Source organism: Pseudomonas sp. SWRI179 (genome assembly GCF_014268705.1).
GTDB lineage: Bacteria > Pseudomonadota > Gammaproteobacteria > Pseudomonadales > Pseudomonadaceae > Aquipseudomonas > Aquipseudomonas zanjanensis.
This window is the reverse complement of record NZ_JABWRA010000037.1, coordinates 45203-67842: the sequence shown is the minus strand read 5'-3', so window position 1 is coordinate 67842 and position 22640 is coordinate 45203. Positions and strand designations below refer to the sequence as shown.

The window sequence follows — 22640 nt, the reverse complement described above, 5'->3', positions numbered from 1 at the left end:
TGGCGGGGATGGAGTGGGCCGAGTATTGCGAGCTCAATGGCCTAAAGGCCAAGCACTGAACCCTTGTGGCGAGGGAGCTTGCTCCCGCTGGCCTGCGCAGCAGGCCTAAAAAAAGCAACTCATTCAACCTGACACACTGCGTTGCCTGATCCAGGGGCTGCTGCGCAGCCCAGCGGGAGCAAGCTCCCTCGCCACAGGGTCATCCTCCAAAGGCCTCGCCCTCTCCTCACAATCGCCCCACCGCCCATAAAGCTTTATCATGGCCGCAGTTTTGCTGATCGGGTCTGTCATGAAGTTCGCCATTGCGCTGTTTTCCGCCGCTCATGCGCCCTCCTCGCGCCGTGCCTTGCTGTTTGCCCAGGCGGCGCTGGCGGGTGGGCATGAGATCGTACGGCTGTTTTTCTATCAGGACGGCGTCTACAACGCCTGTGCCAGTGTCGTCACGCCCCAGGACGAGCAGGACCTGCCCCAGCAGTGGCGCGCCTTTGTCAGCGACAACCGGCTCGACGGCGTGGTCTGCATCGCCGCGGCGTTGCGCCGTGGCGTGTTGAACGAGGAAGAGGCCCAGCGCTATCAGCGCTCGGCGGCCAGTGTCGAAGCGCCCTGGGCCTTGTCCGGGCTGGGCCAGTTGCACGACGCAATCCAGGACGCCGACCGCTTGATCTGTTTTGGAGGCGCATGATGGCCAAGTCTTTACTGCTGATCAGCCGCCAGGCCCCATGGTCCGGCCCCGGCGCCCGTGAAGCGCTGGACATCGTCCTCGCCGGCGGGGCGTTCGACCTGCCCATCGGCCTGCTGTTTCTCGATGACGGCGTGTTCCAGCTCAGCGCCGGCCAAAACGCCAAGGCAGTCCAGCAAAAGGACCTGAGCGCCAACCTGCAGGCCTTGCCGATGTTCGGTGTCGACGACCTGTTTCTCTGCGCCGACAGCGCCGCCGAACGCGGCGTCGCCACCGATGCCCTGGCGCTGGGCGAGGTGAAAGTACTGGGCGCCGCGGACATCGCCGCGCTCATCGACCGCTACGACCAGGTGATCACCCTCTGATGTCGACTTTGCATGTGTTGTCTCATTCGCCCTTCGGCGACAACCGCCTCGCCAGTTGCCTGCGGGTACTGGGCAATCAGGATGCGCTGCTGTTGTGCGGCGACGCGACGTACGCGTTGCAACCGGGCAGCCCACCGTTCGAAGTGCTGCAGGCTGCGGGCGTGAGCCTGTTCGTGCTCGCCGAAGACTTACAGGCCCGCGCCCTGGACACGCCAGACTGGGCCGAAGCCATCAACTACTCAGGTTTCGTCGAGCTGTCGATCGAGCACGACAAGGTCAACACCTGGCTATGAATACGCTGAACGTGGGCGGTCGCGCCATCGCATTGGACAAGGACGGCTACCTGGTCGACCTGGACGACTGGTCGGCCGAAGTCGCCACCGCCCTGGCCGCCGCCGAAGACATCGACTTGAGCCCCGAACACTGGGAAATCCTCGAACTGCTGCGCGGCTTCTACGACGAATTCCAACTCTCCCCCGCGACCCGGCCGCTGATCAAATACACGGCGCTGAAACTGGGGGCGGACAAAGGCAACAGCCTGCACCTGAACCGATTGTTCAAAGGCACTCCCGCCAAACTCGCCGCCAAGCTGGCGGGCCTGCCCAAACCGACGAATTGCTTATGACCGACTTCCCAGCGCTGACCCTTGAAACCCCGGCCGAACACCCATTCGCCCAGTTCGTGCGCATCCTTGGCAAAGGCAAGCGCGGCGCCCGCAACCTGACCCGCGAAGAAGCCCGCGAAGCCATGGGCCTGGTCCTCGATGAAAAAGTCGAGGACACCCAACTGGGCGCCTTCCTGATGCTGCTGCGGCACAAGGAAGAAAGCGCCGAGGAAATGGCCGGCTTCACCGAAGCCCTGCGTGAGCGCCTGGTGGTTCCGGCGTTGACGGTGGACCTCGACTGGCCGACCTACGCCGGCAAGAAGCGCCATTTGCCGTGGTACCTGCTGGCGGCCAAATGCCTGGGGCAGAACGGCGTGCGGATCTTCATGCACGGCGGCGGCGCTCACACCGCCGGGCGGCTCTACACCGAACAATTGCTGGGCTTGCTGCGGATCCCGCTGTGCCGGGATTGGCAACAGGTCGGCAGCGCGCTGGACAACGGCGGCCTGGCCTTCATGCCGCTGGTGGACTGGGCGCCGCAAATGCAGCGGATGATCGACCTGCGCAACACCCTGGGCCTGCGCTCGCCGATCCATTCCCTGGCGCGGATCCTCAATCCGCTGGCGGCTCGTTGCGGCTTGCAAAGCATCTTCCACCCGGGCTACCAGGCCGTGCATCGCGATGCCAGCGGCTTGCTCGGTGACACCGCCATCGTGATCAAGGGCGACGGCGGCGAGATCGAGATCAACCCGGATGCCGATAGCCACCTGTATGGCACCACCGGCGGCGCCAGTTGGGACGAAGAATGGCCGCGACTGGCCGAGCAGCGCCACGTCAAACCCGAGCGCCTCGACCCTGAGCACTTGAAGGCGATCTGGCGCGGTGACGTCGAGGACAGCTACCCGCAACTGGCGCTGATCGCCACTATGGCGTTGGCCCTGCGTGGCCTGGGCCTGGCTCGCGAAGAAGCGTTCGAAAGAGCCCAGCAGTATTGGGACGCCCGGGACCGTTCGATTTAACCGATCATTAACGCCCAACCTTTGCGCTTTTAGTTCGAACCTATGGGAATAGACTCGTCTCCAATGATTATTGAGCGAGGACATTCAGATGGGTTTGTTGGTCGAGGGCCGCTGGCAGGACCAGTGGTATGAAAGCAAGGATGGCAGTTTCCAGCGCGAGCAGGCGCAACGCCGCAATTGGGTGACCGCCGACGGCAGCGCCGGCCCTTCCGGCGAGAGCGGCTTTGCCGCCGAGGCCGGGCGCTACCATTTGTATGTCTCCCTGGCCTGCCCCTGGGCCCACCGCACGCTGATCTTTCGCAAGCTCAAGGGCCTGGAAAATCTGATCGACGTCTCGGTGGTCAGCTACCTGATGCTGGAGAACGGCTGGACCTTCGACAAGGCCCACGGCTCCACGGGTGACAAACTCGACGATCTGCAATTCCTTCATCAGCGCTACACCGCCGACACGCCGGACTACACCGGTCGCGTCACCGTGCCGGCGCTGTGGGACAAACAGCAACGGCGCATCGTCAGCAACGAATCGGCGGAAATTATCCGCATGTTCAACAGCGCCTTCGACGGCTTGACCGGCAACGACCTGGACCTGTATCCCGAACACCAGCGCGGCGAGATCGACGCGTTGAACGAGCGCATCTACCCGGCGGTGAACAACGGCGTCTATCGCGCTGGATTCGCCACGGCCCAAGCGGCGTACGAAGAAGCCTTCGACCGATTATTTGCCGAGCTGGATTGGCTGGAAACGTTGCTGGCAAACCGTCGTTACCTGGCGGGCGAATACCTGACCGAGGCCGACATCCGGCTCTTCACCACGATGATCCGCTTCGACGCGGTGTACTTCGGCCATTTCAAATGCAACCTGCGGCGCATCGCCGATTACCCGAACCTGTCGAACTGGCTGCGGGAGCTGTATCAATGGCCGGGGATTGCCGAAACCGTGGATTTCACCCATATCCAGGGCCATTACTACGGCAGCCACAAAACCATCAATCCGAATGGGATCGTGCCCAAGGGGCCGAAGCAGGATTTTACCGTCGCCCATGATCGGGAGCGGTTGAGTGGGAAAGGGATTTGGCGCGGGGCTGGGGATTGATCCTGGATCTTTGTTGCAGTTGAGGGCCTCTTCGCGAGCAAGCCCGCTCCCACACTGGATTGGCGTTGGCCTTGATTCTTCGGCTGAACGCGATCAAATGTGGGAGCGAGCCTGCTCGCGAAAGGGGACAACGCGGTCTTCAGACCTGCCCCTGAGCCCCTTCAAACCAAGCCAACTTCTCACGCAACTGCACCACTTCCCCAACAATCACCAACGTCGGCGCATGCACCTCATGCTCGGCCACCAGACGCGGCAAATCCGCCAACGTGCCGGTAAAAACCCGTTGGTTGGACGTCGTACCCTGCTGAATCAACGCCGCTGGCGTGTCCGCCGCACGGCCGTGCTTGATCAGCTCGTTGCAGATCATCGGCAAGCCAACCAAACCCATGTAGAACACCAGCGTCTGCGCCGGGGACACCAGGTCGGCCCACGGCAGATCGCTGGTGCCGTCCTTGAGATGGCCGGTGATGAAACGCACCGACTGGGCGTAGTCGCGATGGGTCAGCGGGATCCCGGCGTAGGCCGCGCAACCACTGGCGGCGGTGATGCCTGGGACGACCTGGAACGGGATGCCATGGGCCGCCAGTTCCTCGATCTCTTCCCCGCCACGGCCGAAAATGAACGGATCACCGCCCTTCAACCGCACCACACGCTTGCCTTGGCGGGCCAGGTCGACCAATTGCTGGTTGATCTGGTCCTGGGGCACGGCATGGTTGGCGCGGCGCTTGCCGACGTAGATGCGCTCGGCGTCGCGCCGGCACAGTTCGAGGATCGCCGGGGCCACCAGGCGGTCGTACAACACCACGTCCGCCTGCTGCATCAGGCGCAAGGCGCGGAAGGTCAGCAGGTCCGGATCACCCGGCCCGGCCCCCACCAGATAGACTTCGCCCGGCGCGTTCGGCGCCTGGCCGTCGATCTTTTCCCGCAGCAAGCGCTCGGCCTCGCCGCCCTGCCCGGCCAACTGACGGTCGGCGATGGGGCCTTGGAACACTTCTTCCCAGAATGCCCGGCGCTGCTGGACATCGGGGAACAAACCTTTGACCTGATTGCGGAAACGCGCCGCCAGCCCCGCCAGTTGCCCGTAAGTCGAAGGAATCCAGGTTTCCAGCTTGGCCCGGATCAGCCGCGCCAGCACCGGCGCATCGCCGCCACTGGACACCGCAATCACTAATGGGGAGCGGTCGACGATGGCCGGAAAGATCACGCTGCACAGGGCCGGCGCGTCCACCACGTTGACCGGCACGCAACGCTTGTGAGCGTCGGCCGAGACCTGGGCATTGAGCGGTTCGTCGTCGGTGGCGGCAATGATCAGCACGCAACCGTCCAGATCCGTCTCCAGGTAACCGCGCTGGACACACTCGCCGCCGCTGCCACTGACCAGTTCCCGCAACTGCGGTTCGATGTCGGGTGCGACCACCCGCAGTAACGCGCCGGCATCGGCCAGCAGGCGGGACTTGCGCAAGGCAATTTCCCCGCCGCCGACCACCAGCACGCGGCTGCCGCGCAGGTTGTGGAACAGTGGCAGATAGTCCATTTAGCCGATGACCTCGATGCCGCCCATGTAGGGTTTCAACACCTCGGGCACCCGGATCGAACCGTCGGCCTGCTGGTAGTTTTCCAGCACGGCCACCAGGGTACGCCCTACCGCCAGGCCGGAGCCGTTGAGGGTGTGGACCAGTTCCGGCTTGCCGGTTTCCGGGTTGCGGAAGCGCGCCTGCATGCGGCGGGCCTGGAAGTCGCCACAGTTGGAGCACGACGAAATCTCGCGGTACTTGTCCTGGCTCGGGATCCAGACTTCCAGGTCATAGGTCTTCACCGCGCTGAAGCCCATGTCGCCGGTGCACAGCGCCAGGGTGCGATACGGCAGTTCCAGCAGTTGCAGGACTTTCTCGGCGTTGGCGGTCAGGCTTTCCAGGGCTTCCATGGACTTCGAAGGTTCGACGACCTGGACCATCTCGACCTTGTCGAACTGGTGCTGGCGGATCATGCCACGGGTGTCGCGGCCCGACGCCCCGGCTTCGCTGCGGAAGCACGGCGTATGGGCAACGAACTTGATCGGCAGTTGCTTGGCGTCGACGATCTCGCCAGCGACGATGTTGGTCAACGAGACTTCGGCGGTCGGGATCAGGTAGAGGTCGGCCTCGCCGTCGCGGCTGATCTTGAACAGGTCTTCCTCGAACTTCGGCAACTGGCCGGTGCCTTGCAGCGCCGGGGCCTGGACCAGGTACGGCGTGTAGGCTTCCTCGTAGCCGTGCTCGGTCACGTGCAGGTTGATCATGAACTGTGCCAGGGCCCGATGCAGACGGGCGATCGGCCCGCGCAGCAAGGCGAAACGCGCGCCCGACAGCTTGGCGGCGGTTTCGAAATCGAGCCAGCCGAACTTCTCGCCCAATGCCACGTGGTCCTGCACCGGGAAATCGAAGGTGGTCGGCGTGCCCCAACGGCGCACTTCGACGTTGCCGTCTTCGTCTTCACCGACCGGCACCGATTCGTGAGGCAGGTTCGGGATGCCCAGCAGGATCGAATCCAGCTCGGTCTGGATCGCGTCCAGCTCGACCTTGCCCGCGCTCAATTCGCCCGCCATGCGCTCGACATCGGCCATCAGCGGCGCGATGTCTTCGCCACGCTGCTTGGCCTGGCCGATAGACTTGGAGCGCGCGTTACGTTCAGCCTGCAGGGCTTCGGTGCGGGTCTGGACGGTCTTGCGCTGTTCTTCCAGCGCTTCGATGCGCGCGACGTCCAGGGCAAAGCCACGGGAAGCCAGGCGGTCCGCTACGTCCTGAAGGTTGCTACGTAACAGTTTGGAATCGAGCATGTCGGTCTCTCGTTATCAAAGTTTGGTCAAGGACAGGCCGGCCCACGTGGCGAGCAGCCCGCCGAATACGCTGATGGCCGCATAGCCCAGGGCCAGCGGCACCTGCCCGCTTTCCAGCAGGCGCACCGTATCCAGTGAAAAGGATGAAAAAGTCGTCAGGCCGCCGAGAAAGCCAACCATCAGCCCGGCCCGCACCTCGATGGGCACTTCCGGGCGAATCAAAAACAGACCGTATAGAACGCCGATCAGCAGACAGCCCACGATATTAACGGCCAGCGTCGCGGTATAGAAGTGCCGCGGCCAATTTGCATTGATCCAGTTGCCCGTGGCGAAACGCAACAAGGTGCCGGCAACGCCGCCAGCGGAAACGGCCAGTATCAAGGGGATCAAGGTTTTCTCCGCTGCCGTGGACTCAGGCGGTCCAGTTGCGCCAGGTGGTTGAGCTTCTCGCCGATCTTCAGCTCAAGGCCCCGGGGCACCGGCTGGTAGAAGCGCTGGGGGTCGAGTTCATCGGGAAAATAGTCTTCGCCAGCCGCATAGGCGTCCGGCTCGTCATGGGCGTAACGGTATTCATCGCCATAGCCCAACTGCTTCATGAGCTTGGTTGGCGCGTTGCGCAGGTGCAGCGGCACTTCGAGGGAGCCGTGTTCGGTAGCGCTGCGCATCGCGGCCTTGAAGCCCATGTACACGGCGTTGCTCTTCGGCGCGCAGGCCAGGTAGGTGATGGCCTGGGCCACGGCGAGTTCGCCTTCCGGGCTGCCGAGGCGTTCCTGCACGTCCCACGCCGCCAGGCACAGGCTCAGGGCCCGCGGGTCGGCATTGCCGATGTCTTCGCTGGCCATGCGCACCACGCGCCGCGCCAGGTACAGCGGATCGCAGCCGCCGTCGATCATCCGCGCAAACCAGTACAGGGCACCGTCAGGATTGGAGCCGCGTACCGATTTGTGCAGCGCCGAAATCTGGTCGTAGAACGCCTCGCCGCCCTTGTCGAAACGCCGGCGGGTATCGCCCAGCAGGCTTTGCAACAGCTCGACGCCAATCTCGCTGTCGTCTTCGGCCAGGTCCGAGGCGTTTTCCAACAGATTGAGTAAGCGTCGACCGTCGCCATCGGCGGCGGAAAACAGGATCTGGAAGCCTTCATCGCTGAGGCTCAAATGCCGCTTGCCCAGGCCGCGCTCCTCGGTCAGCGCCCGATGCACCAGCTTGCGCATCGCCGTTTCGTCGAGGCTCTTGAGCACATAGACCCGTGCCCGCGACAGCAACGCGTTGTTGAGTTCGAACGAGGGGTTTTCGGTGGTGGCACCGATGAAAATCAGCGTGCCGTCTTCGACGTAGGGCAGGAACGCGTCCTGCTGGGACTTGTTGAACCGGTGCACCTCGTCGACGAACAGGATCGTGCGCTTGCCGTACTGCCCGGCCTGCTGCTTGGCGACTTCCACCGCCTGGCGGATTTCCTTGACCCCGGCCAGCACCGCCGACACCGTTTCGAAGTGCGCGTCCGAGACTTCCGCCAGCAGCCGCGCCAGGGTGGTCTTGCCCACGCCCGGCGGGCCCCAGAAGATCATCGAGTGCAGGGCGCCCTGCTCCAGGGCCTCGCGCAGCGGCTTGCCGCGGGCGAGTACATGCTCCTGGCCGACGTACTCATCCAGGTTGGTCGCGCGCAGGCGGGCGGCCAATGGCTGGGCAATCGGGGCGCTTCGAAACAGGTCCATCACTACTTATGCAACCTCCACTGGGGTCCTGTTGCCGAGATTCCTTGTGGGAGCGGGCTTGCTCGCGAATGCGGTGTATCAATCGACATTATTGTTAACTGAAACACCGCATTCGCGAGCAAGCCCGCTCCCACATATAGGGTTCCGGCAGGTTATTCCTGGATCACATCGGCACCCTTGGGAATGTCGAACTTGAACTTGGACGCGGCAATCGGCTCATTCGCCTTGACCCCGGTGAACAGGATATTGGTGCGCTGGCCGACACTGTCGATCAACTGCATGTCGTTGACCAGGCCATTGCGGAACGACAGGCGCAGGCTGTCGAACAGGCTGTCCTTGGTCTTGGGCTTGAGGGTGAAGTCAATCACGCCACCGGCCTCCTTGGAGGTGATGTCGAAGCTCTGGCTGATCTCGGAAATGTCACCGGAGAGCAACAGCGCCGGGGTCTGGGTCAGGCGCTGGTCGAGGGTCTTGATGGTGACCTGCTCCAGGTCCGGGTCCCACAGGGAGACTTTCTTGCCATCGGAGACCATCAGCTGTTCGGCTGGCGCATCGGTGTGCCAGTAGAACAGGCCCGGACGCTGCAGGGCCATGTCGCCGGCGGTTTCCTGCAACTGGGTGCCGCTGCCATCGAGGGTCAGCTGGGAGAAACGTGCGGTCAGGGTCTGGGAGCCACCCAGCAACTGGGTCAGGCGAGCCACGTCCTTTTCGCCGGCGTGGGCCGACAAAGTAGACAAGGCCAGTACGGGCAACAGCAGCATGCGAATCAGGCGCATGGGAGTCCTCATGAAGTCGTGGGGGGGCGGGCGGCGCTTCAGCAGGCCGCCCGGGTCATTAGTCGCGCATCGGGCCCGGCGCCAGTACTTCGCGCGAACCGTTGGTGTTCATGGCCGTCACCACCCCGGCCATTTCCATGGCTTCGATCATGCGGGCGGCGCGGTTGTAGCCAATCTTCAGCTTGCGCTGTACGGCGGAAATCGAGGCCCGACGGCTTTCCAGGACGAACTGCACCGCTTCGTCATAGAGCGCATCGGTTTCAGCATCGTCGTCACCGCCGCCACTGCTGCCTTCGAAACCGCTGCCGGCTTCTTCGACACCGTTGAGGATGTCGTCGTTGTATTCAGGAGCGCCGCGCAGTTTCCAGGCTTCCACCACGCGGTGCACTTCGTCGTCGGACACGAACGCGCCGTGCACACGGATCGGCAGGCTGGTGCCGGGCGGCATGTAGAGCATGTCACCGTGACCCAGCAATTGCTCGGCGCCACCCTGGTCGATGATGGTCCGCGAGTCGATCTTGCTCGACACCTGGAACGCCATGCGGGTCGGAATGTTGGCCTTGATCAGGCCGGTGATCACATCCACCGACGGCCGCTGTGTGGCGAGGATCAGGTGGATACCGGCCGCACGGGCCTTCTGGGCGATACGGGCGATCAGCTCTTCGACCTTCTTGCCGACGATCATCATCATGTCGGCGAATTCGTCCACCACCACCACGATGGTCGGCAGCTTGTGCAGCAGCGGCGCTTCGTCGTGGATGCTCTCGCGGTGATACAACGGGTCAGTCAATGGCGTACCGGCCTCTTCGGCCTCCTTGACCTTGGCGTTGAAGCCCGACAGGTTGCGCACGCCCATCTTCGCCATCAGCTTGTAGCGGCGCTCCATCTCGGCGACGCTCCAGCGCAAGGCGTTGGCGGCGTCCTTCATGTCGGTGACCACTGGGCATAGCAAGTGCGGGATGCCTTCGTAGATCGACAATTCGAGCATTTTCGGGTCGATCATGATCAGCTTGGCGTCTTCCGGGCCGGACTTGAACAGGATCGACAGGATCATCGCGTTCACCCCCACCGACTTACCGGAACCGGTGGTACCGGCCACCAGCAGGTGGGGCATCTTCGCCAGGTCGGTGATGACCGGCTTGCCGCCGATGTCGTGGCCCAGGGCCAGGGTGACCGGCGACTTGTGGTTGTCATACTCAGGCGTCGACAGCACTTCGGAGAAGCGCACGATCTGCCGGTCTTCGTTGGGAATCTCGATGCCCACGGTGGTCTTGCCGGGAATCACTTCCACCACCCGCACGCTGGTCACGGCCAGGGAACGCGCCAGGTCCTTCGCCAGGTTGGCGATGCGGCTGACCTTCACGCCAGCGGCCGGCTGGATTTCGTAACGGGTAATCACCGGGCCCGGATGGATCGAGTCCACCGAGACCTCAACGCCGAACTCCTTGAGCTTGATCTCCAGCAAGTGGCCGACGGCCGCCAGGGATTCAGGGGAATAATTGAGCTGCTTCTTCTCGGCCGGGTCGAGGATCGAGATCGGCGGCAAGGTGCCTTCCACCGCGCTGTCGACGAACAGCGGCGCCTGTTTCTCTTTCTGCACGCGCTTGCTCTGCTCCGGCGGCTTGGGTGGGGCCATGGTAATGACCGGCGGCACCTGTTTTTCGCGCTCGGACATGTGCTTGCTCAACGCCTGCTCACGCTCGATCAGGCGTTCCTTGACCTTGGCCTGCTCGCGTTTGTCCGGTGTGGTCGGGGCCACCACGTCGTGGACGCGGTCGTCGACTTCACGCAGTTGCGCCACCAGTTGCTTGCGCTCGGTGCGCGCCGCCCACCAGCGGTTGACGGCGCCCTGGATCAGTTCGATCAGGTCGAGGGTGATCTTGCCGGTGACGTCCATGACCTTGAACCAGGACAGGTCGGTGAACACCGTCAGGCCGAACAGGAACAGGGCAATGAACAACAACGTGCTGCCCTGGATGTTCAGGGCGTTCCTGGCCAGGTCGCCGAGGCTTTCCCCCAGGGCGCCGCCCGCCCCGGCCGGCAAGCCGGTGGGCGCATGGAAATGGATATGGGCCAGCGCGGCCCCCGACAGCACCAGGAACACCAGGCCGATCAGGCGCCAGGAGAACAGCCAGCCGCTCCACTGCCACGGCTCGTGGCGCTGACGGAAGATCTGGTAGGCCTTGATCGCCAGCAGCAGCGGGAAAATGTAGGCGAAATAGCCCAGCACCATGAACAGGATGTCGGCGCTGTAGGAGCCGGCCGGACCGCCGAAATTCTGCACATCGTCGATCTTGCTGTTATGGCTCCAGCCCGGATCGTCCTTGCCGTAGGTCAGCAAGGCCATCATCAGGAACAGGCACAGGGCGCCGATGGCGATCAACGCACCTTCCTTGAGCCGGTAGTGCAATTGCTGGCGCCAGAGCGGAACGACTGGTTTGGGTGCTGCGGTGGATTTCTTCAAAACGCTTCTTTTCCTGCGCCAATGGCGCGTCCATCTGTTGAATGACTATAAAAAACTGCCCATGACGAGCAGGTAAAAAAGTGAATGTGCACAACCGGTACTACTTTTACCACTGTGAGGTGCATCCAGAAAACTGCCGGCGCGGCGGAAAATTTTGATCTTTGGGTCACCCTGCGTTCAAAACCCATGCATTGTACGGGTTTGTCGACGCCAAGGCATTGGCCGCGCGCTGGGTAGCAACATAGCCGGACTCAAGGTGCACACGCGTCAATTGGACCATGCATTCTCTTTTGTGACAAAGGCTTATGAGGTGTTTTTTATGAGCGAAGTGAAGCATTCACGCCTGATCATTCTGGGTTCCGGCCCTGCGGGGTACAGCGCCGCTGTCTATGCCGCCCGCGCCAACCTCAAACCCGTTGTCATAACCGGCATACAGGCCGGTGGCCAGCTCACCACCACCGTGGAAGTCGACAACTGGCCCGGCGATGTCGAAGGCCTGACCGGCCCGGTATTGATGGAGCGCATGCAACGGCACGCCGAGCGTTTCGACACGCAGATCGTCTACGACCATGTCCACACCGCCAAGTTGCAGCAGCGCCCGTTCGAATTGATCGGCGACAGCGGCACCTACACCTGTGATGCGCTGATCATTGCCACCGGCGCCTCGGCCCAGTACCTGGGACTGCCCTCGGAAGAAAGCTTCGCCGGCAAAGGGGTTTCCGCCTGTGCGACGTGCGATGGTTTTTTCTATCGCAACCAGGTGGTGGCGGTGGTTGGCGGCGGCAATACCGCGGTCGAGGAAGCCCTGTACCTGTCGAACATCGCCCGAGAAGTGCACCTGGTCCACCGCCGCGACAAGCTGCGCGCCGAGAAAATCCTCCAGGACAAACTCTTCGAAAAGGCCAGCAGCGGCAATATCAAGCTGCACTGGAACCAGAACCTGGATGAAGTCCTGGGCGACGCCAGCGGCGTGACCGGCGCGCGCCTGCGACACAGCGAGAGCGGTGAAACCAGCACCCTGTCTCTGGCCGGGGTGTTCATTGCCATCGGCCACAAACCCAACACCGATCTGTTCCAGGGCCAGTTGGCGATGCGCGACGGCTACCTGCTCGTGCGCGGCGGCAGCGAAGGCAACGCCACCGCGACCGATATCGAAGGCGTATTCGCCGCTGGCGACGTGGCCGACCATGTCTATCGCCAGGCGATTACCTCCGCCGGCGCCGGCTGCATGGCCGCGCTCGACGCGGAGAAGTATCTCGATGACATCCCGGCCGTTTGACGGTTAACCTTCCCGGCGGGTGCTCGTGACGGACGAGCCCCGTCACCCGCCCTCCCCTTCTACAAGCCGGACACTCATGCTGACCTGGTTACAACGCAACAGCTTCGAATTTCCGCCACTGGCAAAAGCCATGCGCGATCCCAACGGGTTATTGGCGGCCGGTGGCGATCTGTCGGCCGACCGGCTGATCCAGGCCTATCGCCACGGCTGCTTCCCCTGGTTTTCCGAGGGGCAACCGATCCTGTGGTGGTCGCCAGACCCCCGCACGGTGTTATTTCCCGACGAACTGCACATCTCCCGCAGCCTGGGCAAGCTGTTGCGCAAGCAGCGTTATGAAGTGACGTTCGACCAGGATTTTGCCGCGGTTATCCAGGCCTGCGCCGCGCCACGGGACTACGCCGACGGCACCTGGATCACCGAGGCCATGCAAACCGCTTATCTGGAACTGCACCGGCGCGGCTTCGCCCACTCGGTGGAAGTCTGGGACCAAGGGGCGTTGGTGGGCGGCCTGTACGGCTTGGCCATGGGCCAGCTGTTCTTTGGCGAATCCATGTTCAGCCGGGCCGACAATGCGTCGAAATTCGGCTTCGCCATGTTGGTCCAACACCTCAAGGCCGCCGGTTTCGTGCTGATCGACTGTCAGATGCCCACCGAGCACCTGCACAGCCTCGGCGCCCGCTCGATCCCGCGTACGCGGTTCGCCGAGTATCTGGAGGCGCACCTGGACCAACCCAACCGTGCGACTTGGGTTTGCTGAGCGACATCCGCGCTCCTGGCTTACAATTAGATTTAAAGCTCATCCGAGGGTTGATTCATGACCGAGTTGGCGCGTTTGAAGTTCTATGCCACTCAGCCCCACTCTTGCAGTTACCTGCCGGAGGAGCAGGCCACGACGCTGTTCCTCGACCCTAGCCAGCCCATGGATGTGCATGTCTACGCAGACCTGTCGGAAATGGGCTTTCGTCGTAGCGGCGACCACCTTTACCGGCCCCACTGCCAACATTGCAACGCCTGCGTCCCGGCACGCATTCCCGTGGCGCAGTTTTTGCCCAATCGCCAGCAGAAGCGCATTTTCAAGCGCAACGCCGACCTTCAGGTCCGCCCGGCCAAGCCGCAGTTCACCGAGGAATACTTCGACCTGTACCAGCGCTACATCGAACAACGCCATGCCGATGGCGACATGTACCCGCCCAGCCGGGATCAGTTCTCGACCTTCCTGGTGCGTGACCTGCCGTTTTCCCGCTTTTATGAGTTCCGCCTCGAGGGGCGACTGGTCGCCATCGCTGTCACCGACCTGCTGCCCAACGGCCTTTCAGCGGTGTACACCTTCTATGAGCCCGAAGAGGAACGGCGCAGCCTGGGGCGCTTTGCCATTCTCTGGCAAATCAACGAAGCGCGGCGCCTGGGGCTGGAAGCGGTGTACCTGGGCTACTGGATCAAGAACTGCAAGAAAATGAACTACAAGACCCAATATCGGCCTATCGAATTGCTGGTTAACCAGCGGTGGGTTGTCCTGAGTTAGCCCCCTTCGGCTTAAAAGCTAGAACCCCTTGGCTTGCCCCCCCTTTTTCGGGCACAATGCACGCCGCTTTTGCCTGGCGCAGTTGCACCGGGCCATTCACTGGATACCGAGGGCTTTACTGCATGTCGAAAGAAGACAGCTTCGAAATGGAAGGCACTGTCGTCGACACCCTGCCCAACACCATGTTTCGTGTGGAGTTGGAAAATGGGCACGTCGTAACCGCGCATATCTCCGGCAAGATGCGCAAGAACTACATTCGTATTCTTACCGGTGACAAAGTGCGCGTCGAGCTGACGCCCTATGACTTGAGCAAAGGGCGCATCACTTACCGCGCTCGCTAACAAGTCAATACAAGACGCCCGGCTGATGCCGGGCGTTTTTGTTTGTGGGAGCCAAGCTTGCTCGCGATAGCGGAGTATCAGCCAATATCAATGTCGACTGGACCGACGCCATCGCGAGCAAGCTCGGCTCCCACAGGGTATTGGGGCGAAACCTAATCTTGTGCCCTGCCCAAGACAAACTGTGGGAGCGAGCCTGCTCGCGATAGCGGAGCGTCAGCCAACATCAATGTCGACTGGACCGACGCCATCGCGAGCAAGCTCGGCTCCCACAGGGTATTGGGTGAAACCTAATCTTGTGCCCTGCCCAAGACAAACTGTGGGAGCGAGCCTGCTCGCGATAGCGGAGCGTCAGTCAACATCAATGTCGACCGGACCGACGCCATCGCGAGCAAGCTCGGCTCCCACAGGGTCTTGGGGCGAAACCTAATCTTGTGCCTTGCCCAAGACAAACTGTGGGAGCGAGCCTGCTCGCGATAGCGGAGCGTCAGCCAATATCAATGTCGACTGGACCGACGCCATCGCGAGCAAGCTCGGCTCCCACAGGGTATTGGGGCGAAACCCAATCTTGTGCCTTGCCCAAGACAAACTGTGGGAGCGGGCTTGCTCGCGAAGGCGGTGGGTCAGCTTGCATAGATGTTGAATGTGCAACTGCATTCGCGAGCAAGCCCGCTCCCACAGGAAGTCGGCGTATTTCTGAAGCCAGCAAAAAGGCGCCTTTCGGCGCCTTTTGCTTTATTGCAGCTAACGATCAGGCCATTTCGGCCGTGGTTTCGAAGTCGAAGGTCAGCTCGCCGTCCTTGATGTCGATGTGAACCACACCGCCATGCTCGGCCAGCTCGCCAAAGAGGATCTCCTCCGCCAGCGGACGCTTGATCTTGTCCTGGATCAAGCGAGCCATCGGCCGCGCCCCCATCGTCACGTCGTAACCACCTTCCGCCAGCCAGCTGCGGGCCGCGTCGGTGACCTCCAGCAACACACGCTTGTCTTCGAGCTGGGCCTGAAGTTCGGTAAGGAACTTGTCCACCACGCTCTTGATGACTTCATGGCTGAGGCGACCAAACTGGATGATGGTGTCCAGGCGGTTGCGGAACTCAGGCGTGAAGCTCTTCTTGATCACTTCCATCGCATCGGACGAGTGGTCCTGATGGGTGAAACCGATCGAAGCGCGAGCCGCGGTTTCGGCACCGGCGTTCGTGGTCATGATGACGATCACGTTACGGAAGTCCGCCTTGCGCCCGTTGTTATCGGTCAGCGTACCGTGGTCCATGACCTGCAGGAGCAGGTTGAAGACTTCCGGATGCGCCTTCTCGATTTCGTCGAGCAACAATACGCAGTGCGGTTGCTTGGTGATGGCTTCGGTCAACAGGCCGCCCTGGTCGAAACCGACATAACCCGGAGGCGCACCGATCAGACGCGATACGGTGTGGCGCTCCATGTACTCGGACATGTCGAAGCGCACCAGCTCGATGCCCATCGCCTTGGCCAGCTGCCGTGCCGCCTCGGTCTTGCCGACACCGGTAGGACCGGCGAACAGGAACGAACCGACCGGCTTGTCCGGCGACTTGAGACCGGCACGGGACAGCTTGATGGCGGTCGACAGCGAGTCGATGGCCGCATCCTGGCCGAACACCGTCAGCTTCAGGTCACGCTCCAGGTTACGCAGCAGTTCCTTGTCGGAACTGGTGACGTGCTTGGGCGGAATACGCGCGATTTTCGCGACGATGTCCTCGACCTGCGGCACTTCGATGCGCTTGACCCGCTTCTCCACGGGTTGCAGGCGCTGATAGGCACCCGCTTCGTCGATGACGTCGATGGCCTTGTCCGGCATGTGCCGGTCATTGATGTAGCGCGAGGCCAGTTCAGCCGCCGCGCGCAGGGCTTCATCGCTGTATTCGATGTTGTGGTGCAGCTCGAAACGCCCCTTCAGGCCGCGCAGGATGCCAATGGTGTCTTCCACCGAAGGCTCCGACACATCGACCTTCTGGAAACGCCGGGCCAGGGCACGGTCTTTCTCGAAGATCCCGCGGAATTCCTGGAACGTGGTCGAGCCGATGCAACGGATATCACCCGACGACAACAGCGGCTTGAGCAAGTTGGACGCATCCATGACCCCGCCCGACGCGGCCCCGGCACCAATAATGGTGTGGATTTCGTCGATGAACAGGATCGCCTGCGGACGTTTTTTCAGTTCGCCGAGCAACGCCTTGAAGCGCTTCTCGAAATCGCCGCGGTATTTGGTACCGGCCAGCAAGGCCCCCAGGTCGAGGGAATACACCACGCTGTTGGCCAGCAGGTCCGGCACCTGGTTGTCGACAATGCGCTTGGCCAGGCCTTCGGCAATCGCGGTCTTGCCCACGCCCGCCTCGCCCACCAGCAACGGGTTGTTCTTGCGACGCCGGGCCAGGATCTGGGCCACGCGCTCGACCTCCGCCTCGCGCCCGACCAGCGGATCGATACGTCCCTGGCGCGCCAGTTCGTTCAGGTTGCTGGCATAGGCATCCAACGGGTTGCCTGAAGAAGAAGACTCACCGCCCTCGTCGTCCTGCATATCCTGCTCACCCTCGGAATGATCGCCATGCCCCGGCACCTTGGAGATGCCATGGGCGATGTAGTTGACGACATCGATACGCGCAACGCTCTGCTGCTTGAGCAGGAACACCGCCTGGCTTTCCTGCTCGCTGAAAATCGCAACCAGCACGTTGGCGCCGGTGACTTCACGCTTGCCCGAGCTCTGCACATGAAAGACAGCACGTTGCAGGACACGCTGGAAGCCCAGGGTTGGCTGGGTTTCGCGATCCTCGTCATGCACGGGGATCAATGGCGTGGTGGAGTCGATGAACTCCTGCAGATCATGCTTGAGTTTATCGAGGTTCGCGCCGCAGGCACGCAAAACGGTGGCGGCAGCCTCGTTATCCAATAGGGCCAGCAGCAGGTGCTCGACGGTCATGAATTCATGACGCTTCGAACGAGCCTCCTTGAAGGCAAGATTGAGGGTGACTTCGAGCTCGCGGTTTAACATAGCTTCACCTCATACCCAAGTGGTCGGCGTTAACCGTCCTTCTCGATTTCACAGAGTAGCGGATGCTGGCTTTCCCGGGCGTACTGGTTGACCTGCATGGCCTTAGTCTCGGCGATGTCGCGGGTAAACACTCCACATACTGCCCGTCCCTCTGTATGGACGGCCAGCATGACCTTGGTCGCCAGCTCCCGATTCAGGTTAAAAAACACCTCGAGCACTTCGACGACGAAATCCATCGGTGTGTAGTCATCGTTGAACAAAACCACCTTGTACATCGGTGGCGCCTGTAATGTCGGCTTTGCTTCCTGAACAGCAATGCCTGCGGAATCGTCGTCGTGTAGATCCGGGCGATCCTGATTGAATGTTAGTCGAATCTGGCTGACTGCATGCATGGAAAGAAAGGTTCGTTTAGTTGGCGAATACAGTGATGGGGGCGCTTGTGGGCGATTTCAACCACGACCACCGGAGCCACCTTGACTATCGGGAAATCGGTGTTACAACCAATAGAGCCCATCGTGGGTTAAAAAGGTCCGTGGAATCTATCCTGATAACAAGATTAGCCTGCGGATGGACTGGATGATACTCCAGTGATGGAGTGCGTTGCAGAGGGAAATGGCTTATGTCGGGCGTCAAGATGAAGGGTAAGGTGAAATGGTTCAATAATGCCAAGGGTTACGGTTTCATTCTCGCGGACGGCAGGGATAACGAAGACCTGTTCGCCCATTATTCGGCGATCGAGATGGAAGGCTACAAGACCCTGAAGGCAGGGCAACCCGTGATGTTCAACGTCATCCAGGGCCCCAGGGGCCTGCATGCGGTCGACATCAAGGTTGTCCCTATCGAAGACGCACCCGCACCCGCCCCTGTCAGTTTCAGGGTTACCGAGACGCACTGACCGCCAGTCGCCTCCCCGCCTGAATGAAAATGCCCGGCTCGATCACTCGAGCCGGGCATTCGCGCTGAGGGCCGATTCGCTTACATGTGCGAAATCAGGGCATCACCGAAGCCCGAGGACGACACCAGCTTGGCACCCTCCATCAAGCGTTCGAAGTCATAGGTCACGGTCTTGGCCGAAATCGCGCCATTGGTGCCCTTGATGATCAGGTCGGCCGCTTCGGTCCAACCCATGTGACGCAGCATCATTTCCGCCGACAGGATCAGCGAACCCGGGTTGACCTGGTCCTTGCCAGCGTACTTGGGCGCGGTACCGTGGGTGGCCTCGAACATCGCCACGGTGTCGGACAGGTTGGCGCCCGGCGCGATGCCGATGCCGCCCACTTCCGCCGCCAGGGCGTCGGACAGGTAGTCACCGTTCAGGTTCAGGGTGGCGATCACGTCATATTCAGCTGGACGCAACAGGATCTGCTGCAACATCGCATCGGCGATGGCGTCCTTGACGATGACGTTCTTGCCGGTCCGCGGGTTCTTGAACTGCATCCACGGCCCACCGTCGAGCAGGGTCGCGCCGAATTCCTCGGCCGCCACTTCGTAGGCCCATTCCTTGAAGGCACCTTCGGTGAACTTCATGATGTTGCCTTTGTGCACGATGGTCAGCGATTCACGATCGTTGTCGACCACGTATTGCAAGGCCTTGCGAGCCAGGCGCTTGGTGCCCTGCTTGGAAACCGGCTTGACGCCGATGCCGCAATCCTCATCGAAGCGGATCTTGGTCACGCCCATTTCTTCTTTCAGGAACTTGATGACCTTGGTGGCCTCGGCCGAACCGGCCTTCCACTCGATGCCCGCGTAGATGTCCTCGGAGTTCTCACGGAAGATCGTCATGTCCACGTCGCCAGGCTTCTTGACCGGGCTTGGCACGCCTTCGAACCAGCGCACCGGGCGCAGGCAGACATACAGGTCGAGCTGCTGGCGCAGGGCTACGTTCAACGAACGGATACCGCCACCAACCGGCGTGGTCAGCGGGCCCTTGATGGACACCACGTAGTCCTTGACCGCATCCAGGGTTTCCTGGGGCAGCCAGGTGTCCTGGTCGTAGACCTGGGTCGCTTTCTCACCGGCATAGACTTCCATCCAGGAAATCTTGCGCTTGCCGCCATAGGCCTTCTGAACCGCAGCGTCCACAACCTTGATCATGACCGGACTAATATCGACGCCAATGCCGTCGCCTTCGATGAAGGGGATGATCGGGTTGTCGGGAACATTAAGAGAATGGTCTGCATTGACGGTGATTTTGTCACCGACGGCTGGAACCTGAATCTTTTGATACCCCATGCTGAACTCCATTGCTTGGATTGAACATCTGGCTGCGTTCGAGCGTACCCCAGTTGAATCGGCACGCAAACCCTACGTTAGGCCCATCCGTGGCAAAGCCTTGCACTTGGCCGTGTACAAGCCTGAAAACCAAGGGAAAAGCGCCAAACATGAGCATAGTCCGCCCCAGGAGTACTGCGACGTTTAGACCAATGGACGTGTACGGAAGTCTATGAACCATCGGCAGATCGCCAGCTACCTATGTATAATGCCGCCGCTGACCACAGGGTCACGACGGCTGATGGCTCTATTACGAGACTTTCCGCCATTTTGAAAGCCGGACCGTTACCGCGGCCCGACCGCTTGACGCTCGACTGATGCACCCAACATCACCGCGAAGAAACCTCGACATTCGGCTCACGGATGACTTTGAACGAACGCGCTTACCCGGCGCCCCTCGAGTTTCTGCGCATGCTTTAGCAAAGAAGAGAGTTAATCCGAATATGCCCACCCGCTCGAAGATCATCTATACCTTCACCGACGAAGCGCCTGCCCTCGCCACCTATTCGCTGCTGCCGATCGTCGAAGCCTTTACCGCTTCGGCCGATATCGCCGTGGAAACCCGCGATATCTCCCTCGCAGGGCGCATCCTGGCCAGCTTCCCCGAGCAACTGGGTGACAAAGCCGTAGCCGACCACCTCGCCGAACTGGGCGACCTGGCCGTTACGCCCGAAGCCAACATCATCAAGCTGCCGAACATCAGCGCCTCGGTGCCGCAACTGCAGGCCGCGATCAAGGAATTGCAGGCCCAGGGCTACGCACTGCCGGACTACCCGGAAACCGTGACCACTGATGCCGAGAAAGACGCCCGCGCCCGCTACGACAAGATCAAGGGCAGCGCCGTGAACCCGGTCCTGCGCGAAGGCAACTCCGATCGTCGCGCACCGCTGTCGGTCAAGAACTACGCCCGCAAGCACCCGCACAAGATGGGCGCCTGGGCAGCCGACTCCAAGTCCCATGTAGCCCACATGAGCACCGGCGATTTCTACGGCAGCGAAAAAGCCGCCCTGATCGACGCCGCCGGCAGCGTGAAAATCGAGCTGATCGCCCAGGACGGCACTGCCACTGTCCTGAAGGAAAAGACCACCGTACAAGCCGGTGAGATCCTCGACTGCGCCGTGATGAGCAAAAACGCCCTGCGTGACTTCATCGCCGCTGAAATCGAAGACGCCAAGCAAAAAGGCGTGCTGCTGTCGGTTCACCTCAAGGCCACCATGATGAAGGTCTCCGACCCGATCATGTTCGGCCAGATCGTGGCCGAGTTCTATAAAGACGCCCTGGCCAAGCACGCGCAAGTGCTGGAGCAGATCGGCTTCAACCTGAACAACGGCATCGGCGACCTGTACGCCCGCATCAAGGCCCTGCCGGCCGAACAGCAGGCGCAGATCGAAGCCGACATCCAGGCGGTCTACGCGGCACGCCCATCCCTGGCGATGGTCAACTCCGACAAAGGCATCACCAACCTGCACGTGCCGAGCGACGTCATCGTCGACGCCTCGATGCCGGCCATGATCCGTGACTCCGGCAAGATGTGGGGCACCGACGGCCAGCTGCACGACACCAAGGCCGTGATCCCGGATCGCTGCTACGCCACCATCTACCAGGCGGTGATCGAAGACTGCAAGCAACACGGCGCCTTCGACCCAACCACCATGGGCAGCGTGCCGAACGTCGGCCTGATGGCCAAGAAAGCCGAAGAGTACGGCTCCCACGACAAGACCTTCCAGATCAAGGTCGCCGGTGTGGTACGTGTTTCGGACAACAACGGTCAGACCCTGCTGGAGCAGAACGTCGAGGCTGGCGATATCTTCCGCATGTGCCAGACCAAGGACGCGCCGATCCAGGATTGGGTCAAGCTGGCCGTCAACCGTGCCCGCGCCAGCAGCACCCCGGCGATCTTCTGGCTGGACCCGATGCGCGCCCACGATGGCGTGGTCATCGAGAAGGTCCAGGCCTACCTGAAGGACCACGACACCAGCGGCCTGGACATCCGCATCATGTCGCCTGTCGACGCGATGAAGTTCACCCTGGGCCGCACCCGCGAAGGCAAGGACACCATTTCGGTGACCGGCAACGTGCTGCGTGACTACCTGACCGACCTGTTCCCGATCATGGAACTGGGCACCAGCGCCAAGATGCTGTCCATCGTGCCGCTGATGAACGGCGGTGGCCTGTTCGAAACCGGCGCCGGCGGTTCGGCACCCAAGCACGTTCAGCAGTTGCTGGAAGAGAACTTCCTGCGCTGGGATTCCCTGGGCGAGTTCCTGGCCCTGGCCGCGTCCCTGGAACACCTGGGCGTGACCTATAACAACCCGAAAGCCCTGGTGCTGGCCAAGACCCTCGACCAGGCTACCGGCGAGTTCCTGGACCGCAACAAGTCGCCTTCGCGCAAGGTCGGCGGCATCGACAACCGCGGCAGCCACTTCTACCTGACCCTGTTCTGGGCCCAGGCACTGGCCGCCCAGGATGACGACGCAGCCCTCAAGGCCCAGTTCACCACCCTGGCCAAGACATTGACCGACAACGAAGAAAAAATCGTTGCCGAACTCAATGCCGTGCAAGGCAAGCCCGTGGACATCGGCGGCTACTACTTCGCCAACCCGGAACTGACCAGCAAGGCCATGCGCCCGAGCAACACCTTCAACGCGGCGATTGCTGCGCTGGTGTAAGGTTGTAAGGAA

General features: G+C 61.7%; 21 protein-coding genes. 12 read left to right on the top strand and 9 right to left on the bottom strand.

Annotated elements, in window-relative coordinates:
- Positions 1-289: 289 nt before the first annotated feature.
- The 6 genes from tusD to HU767_RS20195 all read left to right on the top strand — a co-directional run bounded on the left by tusD (position 290) and on the right by HU767_RS20195 (position 3760).
- The gene (tusD, locus tag HU767_RS20220; RefSeq protein WP_053123601.1) at positions 290-682 is read left to right on the top strand and encodes a sulfurtransferase complex subunit TusD; all 393 of its coding nucleotides are present in this window, start codon (positions 290-292) and stop codon (positions 680-682) included.
- Positions 682-1044, top strand: coding sequence for a sulfurtransferase complex subunit TusC (gene tusC / locus HU767_RS20215; RefSeq protein ID WP_186710189.1), 363 nt, complete (start codon positions 682-684; stop codon positions 1042-1044). Before tusD ends, tusC begins: the two co-directional genes overlap by 1 nt.
- Positions 1044-1337, top strand: a complete 294-nt coding sequence (gene tusB, locus HU767_RS20210; protein WP_186710187.1) for a sulfurtransferase complex subunit TusB — start codon at positions 1044-1046, stop codon at positions 1335-1337. Before tusC ends, tusB begins: the two co-directional genes overlap by 1 nt.
- Entirely contained in the window at positions 1334-1669 is a 336-nt protein-coding gene (locus HU767_RS20205; protein WP_186710185.1) for a TusE/DsrC/DsvC family sulfur relay protein, read from the top strand. The genes tusB and HU767_RS20205 overlap by 4 nt, the downstream gene beginning before the upstream one ends.
- Positions 1666-2667 (top strand): glycosyl transferase family protein, encoded by a 1002-nt coding sequence (locus HU767_RS20200; protein ID WP_186730316.1) that lies wholly within the window; start codon positions 1666-1668, stop codon positions 2665-2667. The genes HU767_RS20205 and HU767_RS20200 overlap by 4 nt, the downstream gene beginning before the upstream one ends.
- Positions 2668-2755: 88 nt before the next feature.
- Positions 2756-3760 carry a glutathione S-transferase family protein gene (locus tag HU767_RS20195; protein WP_186730315.1) on the top strand — a complete coding sequence of 335 codons (1005 nt, stop codon included), beginning with the start codon at positions 2756-2758 and terminating at the stop codon, positions 3758-3760.
- A 139-nt stretch (positions 3761-3899) separates the two neighbouring features.
- Here HU767_RS20195 and cysG read toward each other — a convergent pair whose 3' ends face one another.
- From cysG to HU767_RS20165, 6 genes are all read right to left on the bottom strand, one after another.
- Positions 3900-5294, bottom strand: coding sequence for a siroheme synthase CysG (cysG, locus tag HU767_RS20190; RefSeq protein ID WP_186730314.1), 1395 nt, complete (start codon positions 5292-5294; stop codon positions 3900-3902).
- Positions 5295-6575 (bottom strand): serine--tRNA ligase, encoded by a 1281-nt coding sequence (serS, locus tag HU767_RS20185; protein ID WP_053185694.1) that lies wholly within the window; start codon positions 6573-6575, stop codon positions 5295-5297.
- A 15-nt stretch (positions 6576-6590) separates the two neighbouring features.
- Positions 6591-6965 carry a fluoride efflux transporter CrcB gene (crcB, locus tag HU767_RS20180; protein ID WP_018608522.1) on the bottom strand — a complete coding sequence of 125 codons (375 nt, stop codon included), beginning with the start codon at positions 6963-6965 and terminating at the stop codon, positions 6591-6593.
- Positions 6962-8287 carry a replication-associated recombination protein A gene (locus HU767_RS20175; protein WP_186710181.1) on the bottom strand — a complete coding sequence of 442 codons (1326 nt, stop codon included), beginning with the start codon at positions 8285-8287 and terminating at the stop codon, positions 6962-6964. The genes crcB and HU767_RS20175 overlap by 4 nt, the downstream gene beginning before the upstream one ends.
- Before the next feature lie 152 nt (positions 8288-8439).
- A complete protein-coding gene (gene lolA, locus HU767_RS20170) occupies positions 8440-9063 on the bottom strand; it encodes an outer membrane lipoprotein chaperone LolA (protein WP_186710180.1) in 624 nt (207 codons plus the stop codon).
- Between the two features lie 58 nt (positions 9064-9121).
- Positions 9122-11527, bottom strand: a complete 2406-nt coding sequence (locus HU767_RS20165) for a DNA translocase FtsK (protein ID WP_186710172.1) — start codon at positions 11525-11527, stop codon at positions 9122-9124.
- A gap of 319 nt (positions 11528-11846) precedes the next feature.
- On the opposite strand from HU767_RS20165, the gene trxB reads away from it, so the two are divergent.
- From trxB to infA, 4 genes are all read left to right on the top strand, one after another.
- The gene (gene trxB / locus HU767_RS20160) at positions 11847-12806 is read left to right on the top strand and encodes a thioredoxin-disulfide reductase (protein WP_186710171.1); all 960 of its coding nucleotides are present in this window, start codon (positions 11847-11849) and stop codon (positions 12804-12806) included.
- 76 nt (positions 12807-12882) lie between these two features.
- On the top strand, positions 12883-13563 hold the full coding sequence (gene aat / locus HU767_RS20155) for a leucyl/phenylalanyl-tRNA--protein transferase (protein ID WP_186710169.1): 681 nt from the start codon (positions 12883-12885) through the stop codon (positions 13561-13563).
- Between the two features lie 57 nt (positions 13564-13620).
- Positions 13621-14328: an arginyltransferase gene (locus HU767_RS20150; RefSeq protein WP_186710162.1), complete on the top strand. Its 708-nt coding sequence runs from the start codon at positions 13621-13623 to the stop codon at positions 14326-14328.
- Positions 14329-14450: 122 nt separating this feature from the next.
- A complete protein-coding gene (gene infA / locus HU767_RS20145) occupies positions 14451-14669 on the top strand; it encodes a translation initiation factor IF-1 (RefSeq protein ID WP_002553999.1) in 219 nt (72 codons plus the stop codon).
- Between the two features lie 748 nt (positions 14670-15417).
- Here the strand turns inward: infA and clpA are convergent.
- Both clpA and clpS read right to left on the bottom strand, forming a co-directional pair.
- Positions 15418-17688 (bottom strand): ATP-dependent Clp protease ATP-binding subunit ClpA, encoded by a 2271-nt coding sequence (clpA, locus tag HU767_RS20140; protein WP_024616766.1) that lies wholly within the window; start codon positions 17686-17688, stop codon positions 15418-15420.
- 29 nt (positions 17689-17717) lie between these two features.
- The gene (clpS, locus tag HU767_RS20135) at positions 17718-18080 is read right to left on the bottom strand and encodes an ATP-dependent Clp protease adapter ClpS (RefSeq protein ID WP_186709774.1); all 363 of its coding nucleotides are present in this window, start codon (positions 18078-18080) and stop codon (positions 17718-17720) included.
- Positions 18081-18307: 227 nt separating this feature from the next.
- On the opposite strand from clpS, the gene HU767_RS20130 reads away from it, so the two are divergent.
- On the top strand, positions 18308-18583 hold the full coding sequence (locus tag HU767_RS20130; RefSeq protein ID WP_272972406.1) for a cold shock domain-containing protein: 276 nt from the start codon (positions 18308-18310) through the stop codon (positions 18581-18583).
- Positions 18584-18663: 80 nt separating this feature from the next.
- Here HU767_RS20130 and icd read toward each other — a convergent pair whose 3' ends face one another.
- Positions 18664-19920 carry an NADP-dependent isocitrate dehydrogenase gene (gene icd, locus HU767_RS20125; protein ID WP_046064959.1) on the bottom strand — a complete coding sequence of 419 codons (1257 nt, stop codon included), beginning with the start codon at positions 19918-19920 and terminating at the stop codon, positions 18664-18666.
- Between the two features lie 482 nt (positions 19921-20402).
- On the opposite strand from icd, the gene HU767_RS20120 reads away from it, so the two are divergent.
- Positions 20403-22628, top strand: a complete 2226-nt coding sequence (locus HU767_RS20120) for an NADP-dependent isocitrate dehydrogenase (protein WP_186730312.1) — start codon at positions 20403-20405, stop codon at positions 22626-22628.
- The last annotated feature ends 12 nt before the right edge of the window (positions 22629-22640 follow it).